Here is a 14,041-nt window from a genome sequence, read left to right on the forward strand (position 1 = left end):
AGCGCATTGGTTACCGTACCGGGATTGCATGCCAACCGTTCTCATCATTGACGACAACCGCGCGATTTGCGAAGCGCTGACGGTGTTGATGGATCTCCATGGCCTGCGCGCGCTCAGCGCGCAAACGCCGGCTGAGGGACTCGCACTGCTGGCACGCGAACCGGTGGACCTGGTGATCCAGGACATGAATTTCACCGGCAGCCGTACCTCCGGCACCGAAGGCGCGGAACTGTTCGCGGGAATCCGCCGCCGCCATCCCGACCTGCCCATCATCCTGCTCACCGCCTGGACGCATCTCGAACACGCCGTGGAACTCGTCAAGGCCGGTGCCGCGGATTACCTTGCCAAACCCTGGGACGATGCGAAACTCGCCACTACCGTCGGCAACCTGTTGCAACTCGGCCAATTGCGCCGCGAGCAGCGTCGCAGTGCGCAGAACCGCGAAGACCGGCGCCGCGAACTCGCGGAGCGCTTCGATCTGTGTGGAATAATTTATGCAAGCGACGCCCTGCATCAGGTGCTCAGCATCGCCACGCAGATCGCGCACGCAGACGTGCCGGTGATCGTGACCGGTCCCAACGGGGCGGGCAAGGAGAAGATTGCCGACATCATCCACGCCAATTCCACGTTCCGCGCTGGGCCCTACGTCAAAGTGAACATGGGTGCGTTGCCTGCGGAGCTGATGGAAAGTGAATTGTTCGGCGCCGAGGCCGGCGCGTTCACCGGCGCGCAGAAAGCGCGCGCCGGACGTTTTGAAGCCGCGGACAACGGCACCCTGTTTCTCGACGAAATCGGCAACCTGCCGCCGGCCGGCCAGATCAAACTGCTGCGCGTGTTGCAGACCGGCGAGTTCGAGCGCTTGGGCAGCACACAGACGCGGCGCGTCAAGGTGCGCATCGTGGCCGCCACCAACGGCGATCTGCGCGCGGCCATCGCGGCCGGCAGCTTCCGCGAGGATCTCTACTACCGGCTCAACGTCATTGAAATCCGCGTGCCACCGCTCATGGAACGGCGCGAGGATATCCTGCCGCTGGCGCGCGCGTTTCTCGGCGAGCGCCACACGTTGAGCCCGCCGGCCGAACAGGCGCTGCTCGCTCACGACTGGCCCGGCAACGTGCGCGAACTGCAGAACTGCATGAAACGCGCGGCGCTGCTTGCGGCCGGCGACGTGGTGACGGCCGAAGCCCTGGGCTTGCCGGCGGCGCTCGCCGCCTCACCGGCCGCCGCCGAACCCGACGCCGCCGACATCGAAGCCGCACTCGCGCGCCACCAGGGCGTGATCGCGTCCGCCGCACAGGACCTGGGACTCAGCCGTCAGGCGCTGTACCGGCGCATGGAAAAATTCGGCATTGGCAAACCGTGAAGTTCGGCCAGTCCCTCGAAGGCAAGTTCGCGCTGCTCGCGGGTGTGCTGGTGCTGGCGGCGGTCCTGATCGCGGTATTCCTTTCCCAGGTGTTCGATTCGCTGCTGGCCAGCCTGATTGTCGCGCTTGCGATCATGGTACCGGTGGCCGTATATGCGGTGCGCGGCTTCATGCGCCCGATCCATCACACGCTCACCGCGCTCGGTGACGGCGTGTCGAGCTTCAAGGACCGGGACTTCAGCTTCAGCCTGAACACCGCGCGCAAGGACGAACTCGGCGAACTTGCGCGCCAATACAATCTGGCGGGCGGCATCCTGCGCCAGGAACGTTACAACCTGTACCAGCGCGAATTGCTGCTTGATACCGTGATCCAGAGCACGCCCTGGGCGCTGCTGCTCACCAACGCCAGCGGACGGGTGATCTACAGCAACGTCGCCGCGCGCCGCCTGTTCAACGCCGGGCGCAAGCTCGAAGGCCACGCGTTCGAAAGCCTGCTGCAGCAGGCGCCGGAGGCGATGCGTGCGGCCGTCGCCGGCGGCAACGACGGCATGTTCAGTGTGCCGGACGGCGAGGAACAGGAGATCTATTACCTCAGCCGCGAACGCTTCACGCTCAATGCGCAGCCGCATCGCCTCTACATCTTCAAGCAGCTCACCCGCGAGCTGAACCGCCAGGAAGTGGCGGTGTGGAAAAAGGTGATCCGCGTCATCAGTCACGAACTCAACAATTCGCTGGCGCCGATCTCGTCGCTGGCGCATTCCGGGCGGCTGCTGACCGCACCACCGCACGCGGGGAAACTCGACAAGGTATTCGCCAACATCGAGGAACGCGCCGCTCACCTCGGGAAGTTCATCGATGGTTACGCGCGCTTCGCCAAGCTGCCGTCGCCACGCGTCGAGCCGGTCGAGTGGGCGCCGTTCCTGGCCTCGCTGCACATGCTCATGCCCTTTACGCGACGCGGCACCGTACCCGCAACGGCCGCGCGCTTCGATCCCGCACAACTGCAGCAGGCGCTCATCAACCTGCTCAAGAACGCGCATGAATCCGGTTCGCTACCGGAGGCAATCACGCTGGAAGTACATCAGAGTACCGACGGCGTGCGGCTCGACATCGGCGATGCGGGCTCGGGGATGCCGGCCGACGTGCTGGAGCAGGCGCTGCTGCCGTTCTATTCGACCAAGCAATCCGGCACGGGTCTCGGCCTGCCGCTGTGCCGCGAGATCGTAGAAGCGCACGGCGGCCGCATCAGTCTTGCGAATCGCGCGAGCGGCGGCGTGATGGCGAGCATCTGGTTGCCGGCACGGCGCTAATACGCCCGCGACCGAAGTTGGCTAGCGTGTCTCCGCATTCAGCCGGCGCATCAGATCCAGCGACTGCACCTGATACGTTTCGCCGAATAGATTGAGGTGATTGAGCACGTGGTAAAGATTGTAGAGATCGCGGCGCGTACGGTAGCCGGCATCCAGCGGCCAGATCGCTTCGTAGGCTGAATAAAATTCCGGCGGAAAGCCGCCGAACAATTCGGTCATGGCGAGATCCGCTTCGCGGTCGCCGTAATACACCGCCGGATCGAAGATCACCGGTTCGCCGCTGCTCAGCACTCCCCAGTTGCCGCCCCAGAGATCACCGTGCAGCAACGAAGGTTGAAGCACATGGCCGGCAAAGAACGCGGGCAGCGATTGCATGAGCCGCGCCCCCTGTTCCTGCAACGCGCCGCGGTAGCCATTCTCGGCCGCGAGGCGCAACTGGAATCCGAGGCGGTGTTCGCGAAAAAAGCTCACCCAATCGTCGTTTGGCGTATTGAACTGCGGCGTGGCGCCGATGAAATTGTTGCGCCGCCAGCCAAAGTGTGCGCCGAAGTTTCGATGTTGTGTGGCGAGCTGTTCGCCCAGCTGCGCTGCCGCCTGCGGGGTCTTGCCTCCAAAATCCAGCCATTCCAATACCAGAAATCCGTCGTCCGTGGCCGTCACTTCGGGCACGCGCAACTCGCGGCATTCAGCCAGCGCCCGCAAACCATCCGCTTCGGCCGCCAGCATGCGCGGATCGTCCGCTGCGATCTTGACGAACCAGACACCGTCCGCACCGTGCACGCGCCACACACTGCCGCCGACGCCACGGCCGACGGCTTGCCAGCTGAACGGGCCGGCATGCTTCCCGGCCAACAGCCGTTCCACTGCATTGCGGATTTCAGTCATGCATGCACTCAAACAAAAACGGGCGCAGTGCGCCCGTTTGCAAACCTGAAAATGTGGTAGTCAGGCAAGCAGTTGCTTGACCCTGCGGTGCAAAGGGCTGGAACGCGGGAAATGCGCGAGCAGGAATTCCATCTGGTCGGCGAGGATGCGCCGGCCCTTGAGGAAGATGTATTCCGCGTGATTGGGCGTGAACGGCACCGCCAGCAACTGCATGCCGGATTCTTCCGGCGTGCGTCCGGCCTTGTGATTGTTGCAGCGTTTGCAAGCGGCTACCACATTGTTCCAGGTGTCGGTGCCGCCGCGGCTCAGCGGCGTGACGTGCTCGCGTGACAGTTCGCGCGCCGTAAACCGGTGACCGCAGTACATGCACAGGTTGGCGTCGCGCTTGAACAGCGTGTGATTGTTGAGCGGCGGCACGTAATGCTCGCGCGCCTTGGCGAGCGCATGGTTGTTGCCGTAAGTGGCGATGATGGAATTCACTTCCACACGACTCTGGCGTCCGGTGCGCGCGCAAATGCCGCCGTGCAGGCGGTAGAGCAGCATGCCGCAGCTGTAGGCCACCTGTTCCAGGTGATACAGGCGCACGGCATCCTGGTAATCAATCCACTCGAGCGGCATGCCGGCCGCATCGGTGCGCAGAACTTCTTGTGTCAGGTCGTACACGTGACGTTCACTCCTGCCAACTGGCGGAGGTTACTGCAATAACCGGCCTGGAGGACAAATACCAGAGGTCGCGGTACAGCATCTTACTCCCGCTCAGGGTGGTAAAAAAAGTTCTCGCACTCTACACTGCGCGCGGTCCGGCGCCGGCTTGCGAACGCGGCCGGCGGACGGCCATTTCCTGCCCACACGAGAACCGCATGGCCATAAGGGTCTTTGTACCGAAGGAGCAAGCCCCGGGCGAGCGCCGCGTGGCCATCAGCCCGGCGGTGGCGGTCAAACTCAAGGCCCTGGGCGCAGAGCTGCTGCTGGAATCCGGTGCCGGTACAACGGCGGGTTTTCCCGACAGTCTGTTCAAGGACGTGCACCTGACGAGCGCCGCGGACGGCGCCGCAACGGCGGACGTAGTGTTCAAGGTGCTCGCACCCCTGCCCGCAAACATCGCGCGCATGCAAGCGGGATCAATTCTGATTGGTCTTTTGAACGCGCACCGCAATCTCGAAGTGGTCAAGGCGCTGCGCGACCGCAAGGTCACGAGCTTCGCCATGGAATTCGTGCCGCGCATTTCGCGTGCGCAGGCAATGGATGCGCTGTCGTCGCAGGCCGCCGCCGCCGGTTACAAGGCAGCGCTGCTGGCCGCAGAAAAACTCGCGCGTTTCTTCCCCATGCTGACCACCGCCGCCGGCACCATCCGTCCGGCCAAGGTGCTGGTGATCGGCGCGGGCGTCGCCGGCTTGCAGGCAATCGCCACCGCGCGCCGGCTGGGCGCCATGGTCGAAGGCTACGACGTGCGCAGTGCCGCGCGTGAGCAGGTGGAATCGCTCGGCGCGAAATTCGTGGATACCGGCGTGTCAGCGGAAGGCACAGGCGGTTACGCACGCGAATTAACCACCGAAGAAAAACAGAAACAGGCTGACGTGCTGGCGAAACACATGGCGCAGGCGGATGCGGTCATCACCACCGCTGCGATCCCTGGCCGCGCCGCGCCCAAAATCATTACGACGGCGATGGTGGACAGCATGAAACCCGGCGCGCTGGTCGTGGACTTGGCGGCCGAGTCCGGCGGCAACTGCGAGCTGACCAAACCCGGCGAAGATGTGTGGCACGGCCATGTGCTGGTGAGCGGTCCGCTGAATCTGCCCAGCCTGCTCGCGGAACATGCCAGCGACATGTACGCGCGCAATCTGCTCAACTTCTTCACGCCGCTGGTGAAAGACGGCAGCGTACACATCGACTGGAACGACGAGGTGTACGCCAAGAGCGTGCTCACGCACGACGGCGTGATCCGGCACGAGCCGACGCGGAGACTGGCGGAAGGATAAAGAGCAAGTGCTGGGTGCTGGGTGCTGAGTGCTGAGTGCTGAGTGAAGAACCAGATTCCACGCAGCACGCAGCACCCGGAACGCAGCACTTTCTGAACCGTACTGGACATCGAGGTACGAGACATGATTAGCGGTTTTATAGCACTGTACATCTTCATGCTTGCCGCGTTCACCGGCTACGAGGTGATCTCGCGCGTACCGGTGATCCTGCACACGCCGCTCATGTCCGGTTCGAACTTCGTGCACGGCATCGTGCTCGTCGGCACCATGGTGGCGCTCGGCAACGCGCACACCACCGCCGAACAGGTCATCGGGTTCATCGGCGTGCTGCTCGCGGCCGGCAACGTGGTGGGCGGCTACGTGTCCACCGAGCGCATGCTCGCGATGTTCAAGACCAGCGAGAAAAAGAAACCGGAAAGCCGCACATGAGCCACCTGCTCTCGCCCAAGCTCACCGACGATCTGATCCAGGCGATCTACTTCATCGCCGCGCTGCTGTTCATCATCGGACTGAAGCGCATGAGTTCGCCCAAGGGCGCGAAGAACGGCATCGTCTGGGCCGGCGTCGGCATGCTGATCGCCGGGCTGATCACCTTCCTGTGGCCGGGGATGCACAACTACATCCTCATCATCGTCGCCATCTTCATCGGCGGCGTGGCGGCGTGGTGGAGCGGCCGGGTGGTGCCGATGACCGCGATGCCGCAGATGGTGGCGCTCTATAACGGCATGGGCGGCGGCGCGGCCGCGGCCATCGCCTGTCAGGAGCTGATCCGCGGCAAGCCCTTCGCCACGGCCGAAGTGGTGCTCACGGTGATCGGCGCCATCATCGGCGCGGTGTCGTTCAGCGGCAGCCTCATCGCCTTCGCCAAACTGCAGGGGCTGATCAAGAAATCATTGCGCTACCGCGTGCAGCAATACGTCAACGCGTTGCTGCTCGCCGTCACCGTGGCGCTCGGCATCTGGATCATGGTGGTGCATGGCAATCCGGCGGTGTACATCGTGGTGCCGTTCTTCGTGGTGGCGCTGGTGTTCGGCATCCTCGTGACCTTGCCGATCGGCGGCGCCGACATGCCGGTGGTGATTTCGCTCTACAACGCCTGCACCGGCCTGGCCGTGGCCTTCGAGGGCTTTGCGCTGCAGAACGCCGCGATGATCATCGCCGGCATGCTGGTGGGCGCGGCCGGCACCCTGCTCACGCAACTCATGGCCAAGGCCATGAACCGTTCCATCGCCAACGTACTGTTCAGCAATTTCGGCGAAGTCGCGGCCGCGGGCGGCGAAATCTCGGGCAGTCTCAAGCCCATCGACGCCGCCGATGCCGGCACCATGATGGCGTATGCGAGCAAGGTCATCATCGTGCCCGGTTACGGCATGGCCGTTGCACAGGCGCAGCACAAGGTCTGGGAACTCGCGCAGCTCCTGCAGCACCGCGACGTGACGGTAAAATTCGCCATCCACCCGGTCGCGGGCCGCATGCCCGGCCACATGAACGTGCTGCTGGCCGAAGCCGGCGTGCCCTACGATCTGATCGCCGACCTCGAGGAAATCAATCCGGAATTCCCAACCGCCGACGTGGCGCTCGTCATCGGCGCCAACGACGTGGTGAACCCGGATGCGCGCAATAAAAAAGACAGTCCGATTTACGGCATGCCGATCCTGAACGTGGACAAAGCCAAGAACGTCATCGTCATCAAGCGCGGTCAGGGGCGCGGCTTCTCCGGCATCGAGAACGCGCTGTTCTACATGGACCACACGCGCATGCTCTACGGCGACGGCCAGGAAGCCGTGACGCGGCTCATTCAGAGCATCAAATCGCTGGAGTAAGTGCCCGCAAAAAATAACCCCGGCGAGCGGGGATTGTCTGCCGTCACGATTTGCCAATCACTCAGCGCGGCGGACGATCAACGTGGGCACGGAATGCGGCGCGCTGCGCAGGCGTCATCTGCTTCCAGCGCTCGCGCAGCGCCTTGCGCTCTGCGGGCGACATCTTCTGGAACTTCTGGAATTCCGTGCGGATCTGCTGCTGCTCGGCCGGCGGCAGTTTCTGGAAGGTGTCGAAACGCTTGCGGATTTGTGTGCGCTCCGCCGGCGACAGATCGCGCCAATGCTGGCGACGCACGCGTGCCTGCTGACGTTGCGCCGGTGTCATCTGGGCCCAGCGGTCCGCGCCGCGGATCAGCCGCTGCTGGCGGTCGGGCGGCAGTGTGGCCCATTTGTTGCGCATCGGCGCCAGCAGTTGCTGCTGCTGGGGCGTGAGGTTCGCCCATGCCACCGGTGCGGCAGGTGCAGCCGGCGCGGCTGTGGGCGACGGTGCGGCGCTCTGAGCAAACGCCGCGACTGCGGCGCAGGTCAGGCACAGAGCCGCAAGGATGATGCTTAGCCTGCGTGCCATGAGGCGCGGCTCTGCTCGGCGCCGGGCGGCGTCCCGTCCGGATTCGCCTTCTTGGAGGGCGGCACCGGTTTGCCGGTTTGACGTGCGTGTTCGGCCGTGAGTTTCTCGGGATCAATACGTGCGAAGGTCATGGGATCGACCCAGGTGCCGTCGCTGGATTGCCAGGAACCGAGAAACTCGAGCAGCGCCGGGTCCGCCTTGGGTGGAGGCGCTGCCGGTTTTGGTGTTTTGGCATACGCGGCGCTCCCACACAGCAGTGCGGCCATCAGCAAAACGGCGGACTTAGCCATTGTTGTCGCCTCCACTCTCGGATTGCGTCTTGGAAGATTGCTGCTGTTGCGCTTGCAGCCACCGGTAGAAGTCCATGTCGGCATACATGTCGAGGTTGTCGTTCGACAGCACGATCGCCATGTCCTCGCCATTGTTGGTGGCGAAGGGCATGCTCGGCTGGGGATTCACGTTCCACCACACCAGGGCGCCGACCACGGCCGCGACCACCACGGCGGCGGCGCCCAGCGACGCGCCCCAGACCGGACGGCGCCAGACGGCGGGAGGCGTTTGTGCTTCTTGCAGGGCGCGCTCGCGCGCCTCCCGCAGGCGTCGCAGGGTGGTGGCATCCAGCGCCGCCACGCTTTCCCGAAAGACCCGGCGGGCCTTCTCGAGCATGCGGCTATCGGTTGCTTCGTTCATGACCAATGTTCCCCCAGGCTTTGGCGCAGGCTGTGCACCGCCCGCGACAGGTGGGTTTTGACGCTGCCCTCGGAGCAGCCCATGGATTTGGCGGTGTCCGCCACGTCCAGACCTTCCAATATACGCAGCACGAAGGCTTCCCGTTGACGCCCCGGCAGGGCGTGCAGCGCCATATCCAGGGCCTGCATGGCATTGTTCTGGGCCACCTGCTCGGAGGGATCCCGGCCGGCCGTATCGGCGGCCGCCTCGATGGGATCCGGCGGGTCGCCCTCGGCCTCGCGTTGGCCGCCAAAAAAGCTCAGGAACCGGTTGCGCACCACGCGGCGCCGCTGGCAGTCACGGATACGGCTTTGCAAAATGCGGTAAAAGAGCGGCGGCCACTCCCCCTGCGGACGCGCGGCATAACGCTTGGCGAGCTGCAGCATGGCATCCTGGACCGCGTCGAGCGCATCGTCCGGATTGCGCAAGGCAAACTGCGCGATGCGGAAGGCGCGTCGCTCCACCCCGGACAGGAACGCATTCAGATTGGCTGTGGTATCCAGAAAACCCCCGTGCACCGCCCGCGATTCCGGCGTGCCACCGGGGCCGAAGGTTATCATGCCGGAGCGGCCGGGCGTGGTATCGGCGCCGCCGTGTAACCACAGCCGGCGGGTCGCGGCATCCTGCCAGGCCAGATTCCACAACATCAATTGCCATGCCGCCAAGCCGCGGACAAAATTTGCCCAAACAGAAAACCACGCACGGGAAATCGGCGATGGCCGCAGCTTCCGACAAAACATCCACAAGCTTATCCACAGATTTTGGGAATAAACCGCTGCCGTGGTGAAATCTCCGGCACCCTTGATCCTGCATGTCGCGGTACCCGCGCCGCTGCCGCGGCATTTTGATTACCTGCCGCCGGAACATGTGGATACCGCCACCCTCGCGCCCGGTATGCGCCTGCGCGTGCCCTTCGGCAAGCGCGAAATCATAGGTGTGCTGCTCGCCACCTCCACGCACAGCGACGTCCCTGCGGCAAAACTCAAGCGCGCGTCCGCGCTTCTGGATGAGACCCCGCTGATTCCGGCGGATCTGCTGGCGCTGGCGCGCTGGGCCGCCGACTATTACCACCACCCGATCGGCGAAGTCGTCGCCGCGCTGCTGCCACCGATGCTGCGCACGGGAGAATCCGGCGTGGCCGCACTGACTTATGTGTGGCGCCTGACAGCGGCGGGGTCCGCAGCCGACATGCTGCTGCTTAAACGCGCACCCAAGCAGGCGGCGTTGCTGCGCCTGCTTGTGCAGCACGCCGGCGGCATGGAATCCGCCGCGCTCGATGCCGCGCTCGCGCATTGGCAGCCCCCGATGCGCGCGCTCCTGCGGCACGCTTGGGTGGAAAAAATTTCGCGTGTGCCGCCGTCAACACCCGCTAGCGTTCCGGTGACCGCGGGTCTCAACCTGAATGCCGCGCAGGGCGCGGCGGCGCAGAAAATCCAGGCGGCGCTGGGACAATTCCAGGCGTTCCTGCTGGACGGCGTTACCGGCAGCGGCAAGACCGAGGTGTATCTCGAGGTCATGGCCGAGTGCGTGCGCCGCGGCGGCCAGGCTTTGCTGCTGGTGCCGGAAATCGGCCTCACGCCGCAGTTGCTGCAGCGCGTGCGCCGCCGCTTCCCCGCGGCTGTGGTGTTTCATTCGGCGCTCGCTGCGGGCGAGCGGCTGGCCGCCTGGCAGGCGGCGCGCACCGGCCTCGCGCCCGTGGTGGTCGGCACGCGCTCGGCCGTGTTCCTGCCGCTCAAGCATCCCGGGCTGATCGTCGTGGACGAGGAACACGACGCCTCGTTCAAGCAGCAGGACGGCTTTCGCTATTCGGCACGCGATCTCGCGGTGGTGCGCGCCGCACGTCACCACGTTCCCGTGGTGCTGGGCTCGGCCACGCCTTCACTGGAGTCGCTGCACAACTGCGCGCAACTGCGCTATGCGCACCTGTCACTGCCGGAGCGTGCGGGCGTTGCCCAGCACCCGCAACTCCGCCTGCTCGACATCCGTGATCGTCCGATGGAGGACGGCCTGTCGGATCTCCTGCTCGACGCCATGCGCCGGCACCTGCAGGCCGAGGGGCAAGTGCTGCTGTTTCTCAACCGCCGCGGCTACGCGCCCACGGTCATGTGCCACGTGTGCGGCGCAACGCTGCAATGCCGGCGCTGCGATGCGCGCCTCACGCTGCACGCCAACCGCCGCCTGCAGTGCCACCACTGCGGCGCCGAACGGTCGCTGCCGGCACGCTGCGAAGAGTGCGGCGCGGGCGCGCTCGGGCAATACGGCTATGGCACCGAGCGCATCGAACGCGCGCTGGCGCGCCTGTTCCCGGACACCGGCATCGCGCGGCTGGATCGCGACAGCATCCGGCGCAAGGGCAAGCTCGAGGCGCTGCTCGACGGCATGCAGCGCGGTGAATTTCCGATCCTGGTGGGCACGCAAATGCTGGCCAAGGGTCACGATTTTCCCGGGGTCACGCTGGTCGGGATCGTGGATGCCGATCAGGGCCTGTTCGGAGTAGATTTCCGCGCCAGCGAGCGCATGGCGCAGCTCATCATGCAGGTCGCGGGACGCGCGGGGCGCGCCGCACGCCACGGCGAAGTGCTGATCCAGACGCATCACCCGGACCATCCGCTGCTCACGCATCTGGTACGCGAGGGTTACGCAAGCTTCGCCCAGGCATTGCTCGCCGAGCGGCGCGCGGCCGGGCTGCCGCCGTATGCCGCGATGGCGCTGTTGCGCGCGGAAGCCGTGGCGCGCGCCGCCCCCATGGCGTTTCTGGAAGCCGCACGGCGCAAACTCGCGCCCGCCTGCGGCCGGCAGGTGCAGTTGCTCGGTCCGGCGCCCGCTCCCATGGAACGGCGTGCGGGCCGCTACCGCGCGCAACTGCTGCTCATCGCCGCGCAACGCGCGCTGCTGCAGCAGGCGCTGGCCACGGCTTTGCCGGCGCTGTATGCACTCAAACAGGCGCGTCGCGTGCGCTGGTCGCTGGACGTGGATCCCGCGGAAACCCTGTGAAAAACCGCGTTTGGCTTCAATGCCGCCGGGCCAGCCTGTAGAATTTCGCCCTCAGTTTTTTCCCGTACCGGAAGCCGCGTTTGAAACAGCCGCTCGAAGATCTGCTGCGCTCGACCCTCAAGCACCTGGCCGGCGAACTGTTTCCGAAGACGGCGCTGCCGTCCACGTCGTTGCTCGAGCGCAGCCGCGATCCTACGCACGGCGATTTCGCAAGTCACGTGGCGCTCACGCTTGCAAAACCCGCGGGTAAAAATCCGCGCGCACTGGCACAGGCGATCATCGCGGCGCTGCCGTCATCGGAAGCGGTTGCCAAGGTCGAGATCGCCGGACCCGGGTTCATCAATTTTTTCCTGTCGCCTTCCGCCTACCACGCGGAGCTGCAACAGATCCTGCGCGTCGGTGCGGCGTACGGCCACAACCAACTCGGCGCGGGCCGGAGCGTAGGCGTGGAATTCGTGTCCGCCAACCCCACCGGCCCGCTGCACGTGGGCCATGGCCGCAACGCCGCGCTCGGCGATTGTCTGAGCCGGCTGCTCACGGCGGCCGGCTGGAACGTGCGACGCGAGTTCTACTACAACGACGCCGGCGTGCAGATCCACAATCTCGCGCTCTCGGTGCAGGCGCGCACCCGCGGTCTGGCACCGGGCAGCAAGGGCTGGCCCGAGGACGGCTATCGCGGCGAATACATTGCGGACGTGGCGCGCGCCTATCTCGCGGGCGAGAGCGTGAGCGTCCGGGATCACACGCTGCGCGGCGCGCAGGACCCGGACGATCTGGATGCGATCCGCGCGTTTGCCGTGGCCTGCCTGCGCCGCGAGCAAGACCTCGATCTCCAGGCCTTCGACGTGCACTTCGACGTGTATTTTCTCGAGTCCTCGCTGTACACCGACGGCAAGGTGGAGGAGACCGTGCGTGAGCTGATTGCGCACGGACACACCTACGAGAAGGACGGTGCGCTGTGGCTGCGCACCACCGATTTTGGCGACGACAAGGATCGCGTGATGCGCAAGTCCGACGGCAGCTACACGTATTTCGTGCCGGACGTGGCTTATCACCGGAGCAAGTGGCAGCGCGGCTACCACAAAGCCATTACCGTGCTCGGCTCGGACCATCACGGCTCGCTGGCACGCGTGCACGCCGGCCTGCAGGCCCTGGATTGCGGCATTCCCGCGGGTTATCCCGACTACCTGCTGTACCAGATGGTCACGGTGATGCGCGGCGGCCAGGAAGTGAAAATCTCCAAGCGCGCCGGCGACTACGTGACGCTGCGCGAGTTGATTGACGAAGTCGGCCGCGATGCCACGCGCTATTTTCTGGTGGCGCGCAAAGGCGATTCCCAGCTCACCTTCGACATTGATCTGGCGCGTTCGCGCAGCAACGAAAATCCGGTGTACTACATCCAGTACGCGCACGCGCGCATCGCCAGCGTGTTCCGCCAGTTGGCGGAAAAGAGCCTGGCGTGGGATGCGCGCAACGGCGCCGCCCATCTCGCGCGTCTCGGCGAGACGCACGAACACGCCTTGATGGTGAGCCTGTCGCGCTTTCCCGAGCTGGTGGAGACTGCGGTGCGCAACCTCGAACCGCACCTGATTGCTGTGTACCTGCGCGAACTGGCCAACGACTTCCACACCTATTACGACGCCCACACCTTCATCGTCGAGGATGCGCCACTGCGCGACGCGCGCCTCACGCTCGTGGCCGCCACCCGCCAGGTACTGCAGAACGGTCTGGCGCTGCTCGGCGTGTCGGCGCCGGAGTCCATGTAATGGCGAAGGACTATAAAAACTCGCCGAAACCCAAAGACAAGCCGCGCGGCAAGAACGGCGGACTGCCCGGCTGGGGCTGGCTGATCATCGGCATCCTGGTGGCGGTGATCGTGATGAAAGGCGCGCCCAGGGTCTGGCAGCGCGTCCAGCACCACCTGCACCCGACCACCGGGCGGGAGGCGAAAACCCCGGGCAAAACCTCGACGCCGGCGCCGAACGCCTCCACCGCACCGCATTTTGATTTCTACCGCATGCTGCCCTCGTTCCAGGTGGTCATCCCCAGCCAGGACAAGGAAACCCGCTCCGCCGACGTACCCGGCCCGGTGAGCCAGCCCGGCACCTATATCCTGCAGGTGGGTTCGTTCCAGGATTACGCGGAAGCCGACAAGCTCAAGGCCAACCTGGCGCTGCTCGGCATCGAATCCGGCATCCAGACAGTCAAAGTGTCCAACGGCAGCACCTGGAACCGGGTGCGCATCGGTCCCATCCAGAATCTTGCCGACCTCAATGCGCTGCGCTCCAAGCTCGCCCAGCACCACATCGAGCCGCTGGTCATCAAGACCAACTGAAAAGGTTAGTTACCCCCCGTTCGTGCTATGCGCAGCGAAGTTGCAGGATGTA

At 65.1% G+C, this 14,041-nt stretch carries 14 protein-coding genes; 8 read left to right on the top strand and 6 right to left on the bottom strand.

Features of this window, described 5'->3' with window-relative positions; genetic code table 11:
* Nucleotides 1–28 precede the first annotated feature (28 nt).
* Together VJR90_02935 and VJR90_02940 are read left to right on the top strand one after the other, a co-directional pair.
* Nucleotides 29–1,363, top strand: a complete 1,335-nt coding sequence (locus tag VJR90_02935; protein HKV96430.1) for a sigma-54 dependent transcriptional regulator — start codon at nucleotides 29–31, stop codon at nucleotides 1,361–1,363.
* Complete coding sequence (locus tag VJR90_02940) at nucleotides 1,360–2,673, top strand: ATP-binding protein (protein ID HKV96431.1); 1,314 nt, start codon at nucleotides 1,360–1,362, stop codon at nucleotides 2,671–2,673. The genes VJR90_02935 and VJR90_02940 overlap by 4 nt, the downstream gene beginning before the upstream one ends.
* 21 nt (nucleotides 2,674–2,694) lie before the next feature.
* Here VJR90_02940 and VJR90_02945 read toward each other — a convergent pair whose 3' ends face one another.
* Together VJR90_02945 and VJR90_02950 are read right to left on the bottom strand one after the other, a co-directional pair.
* On the bottom strand, nucleotides 2,695–3,558 hold the full coding sequence (locus tag VJR90_02945) for a fructosamine kinase family protein (GenBank protein ID HKV96432.1): 864 nt from the start codon (nucleotides 3,556–3,558) through the stop codon (nucleotides 2,695–2,697).
* Between the two features lie 60 nt (nucleotides 3,559–3,618).
* Nucleotides 3,619–4,176, bottom strand: a complete 558-nt coding sequence (locus VJR90_02950) for an HNH endonuclease (protein ID HKV96433.1) — start codon at nucleotides 4,174–4,176, stop codon at nucleotides 3,619–3,621.
* 242 nt (nucleotides 4,177–4,418) lie between these two features.
* Here VJR90_02950 and VJR90_02955 point away from each other — a divergent pair, with 242 nt between their 5' ends.
* The 3 genes from VJR90_02955 (at nucleotide 4,419) to VJR90_02965 (ending at nucleotide 7,363) form a co-directional block, all read left to right on the top strand.
* On the top strand, nucleotides 4,419–5,540 hold the full coding sequence (locus VJR90_02955; GenBank protein ID HKV96434.1) for an NAD(P) transhydrogenase subunit alpha: 1,122 nt from the start codon (nucleotides 4,419–4,421) through the stop codon (nucleotides 5,538–5,540).
* Between the two features lie 123 nt (nucleotides 5,541–5,663).
* Nucleotides 5,664–5,969, top strand: coding sequence for an NAD(P) transhydrogenase subunit alpha (locus tag VJR90_02960; GenBank protein HKV96435.1), 306 nt, complete (start codon nucleotides 5,664–5,666; stop codon nucleotides 5,967–5,969).
* Nucleotides 5,966–7,363, top strand: a complete 1,398-nt coding sequence (locus VJR90_02965) for an NAD(P)(+) transhydrogenase (Re/Si-specific) subunit beta (GenBank protein HKV96436.1) — start codon at nucleotides 5,966–5,968, stop codon at nucleotides 7,361–7,363. Before VJR90_02960 ends, VJR90_02965 begins: the two co-directional genes overlap by 4 nt.
* A gap of 61 nt (nucleotides 7,364–7,424) precedes the next feature.
* On the opposite strand, the gene VJR90_02970 is transcribed toward VJR90_02965, so the two are convergent.
* The 4 genes from VJR90_02970 to VJR90_02985 are packed head-to-tail and all read right to left on the bottom strand — an operon-like array spanning nucleotide 7,425 to nucleotide 9,307.
* Nucleotides 7,425–7,931: a DUF3106 domain-containing protein gene (locus VJR90_02970; GenBank protein ID HKV96437.1), complete on the bottom strand. Its 507-nt coding sequence runs from the start codon at nucleotides 7,929–7,931 to the stop codon at nucleotides 7,425–7,427.
* Nucleotides 7,916–8,221: a hypothetical protein gene (locus VJR90_02975; protein ID HKV96438.1), complete on the bottom strand. Its 306-nt coding sequence runs from the start codon at nucleotides 8,219–8,221 to the stop codon at nucleotides 7,916–7,918. The genes VJR90_02970 and VJR90_02975 overlap by 16 nt, the downstream gene beginning before the upstream one ends.
* Entirely contained in the window at nucleotides 8,214–8,621 is a 408-nt protein-coding gene (locus VJR90_02980) for a hypothetical protein (GenBank protein ID HKV96439.1), read from the bottom strand. The genes VJR90_02975 and VJR90_02980 overlap by 8 nt, the downstream gene beginning before the upstream one ends.
* Complete coding sequence (locus tag VJR90_02985; GenBank protein HKV96440.1) at nucleotides 8,618–9,307, bottom strand: RNA polymerase sigma factor; 690 nt, start codon at nucleotides 9,305–9,307, stop codon at nucleotides 8,618–8,620. Before VJR90_02985 ends, VJR90_02980 begins: the two co-directional genes overlap by 4 nt.
* 133 nt (nucleotides 9,308–9,440) lie before the next feature.
* Here VJR90_02985 and VJR90_02990 point away from each other — a divergent pair, with 133 nt between their 5' ends.
* The 3 genes from VJR90_02990 (at nucleotide 9,441) to VJR90_03000 (ending at nucleotide 13,989) form a co-directional block, all read left to right on the top strand.
* Nucleotides 9,441–11,654, top strand: a complete 2,214-nt coding sequence (locus VJR90_02990; protein ID HKV96441.1) for a primosomal protein N' — start codon at nucleotides 9,441–9,443, stop codon at nucleotides 11,652–11,654.
* 80 nt (nucleotides 11,655–11,734) lie between these two features.
* Nucleotides 11,735–13,420 (top strand): arginine--tRNA ligase, encoded by a 1,686-nt coding sequence (gene argS / locus VJR90_02995; protein HKV96442.1) that lies wholly within the window; start codon nucleotides 11,735–11,737, stop codon nucleotides 13,418–13,420.
* The gene (locus VJR90_03000) at nucleotides 13,420–13,989 is read left to right on the top strand and encodes an SPOR domain-containing protein (protein HKV96443.1); all 570 of its coding nucleotides are present in this window, start codon (nucleotides 13,420–13,422) and stop codon (nucleotides 13,987–13,989) included. Before argS ends, VJR90_03000 begins: the two co-directional genes overlap by 1 nt.
* Nucleotides 13,990–14,041 lie beyond the last annotated feature (52 nt).

The organism is Gammaproteobacteria bacterium (genome assembly GCA_035279405.1).
Taxonomy (GTDB): domain Bacteria; phylum Pseudomonadota; class Gammaproteobacteria; order Natronospirales; family REEB76; genus REEB76.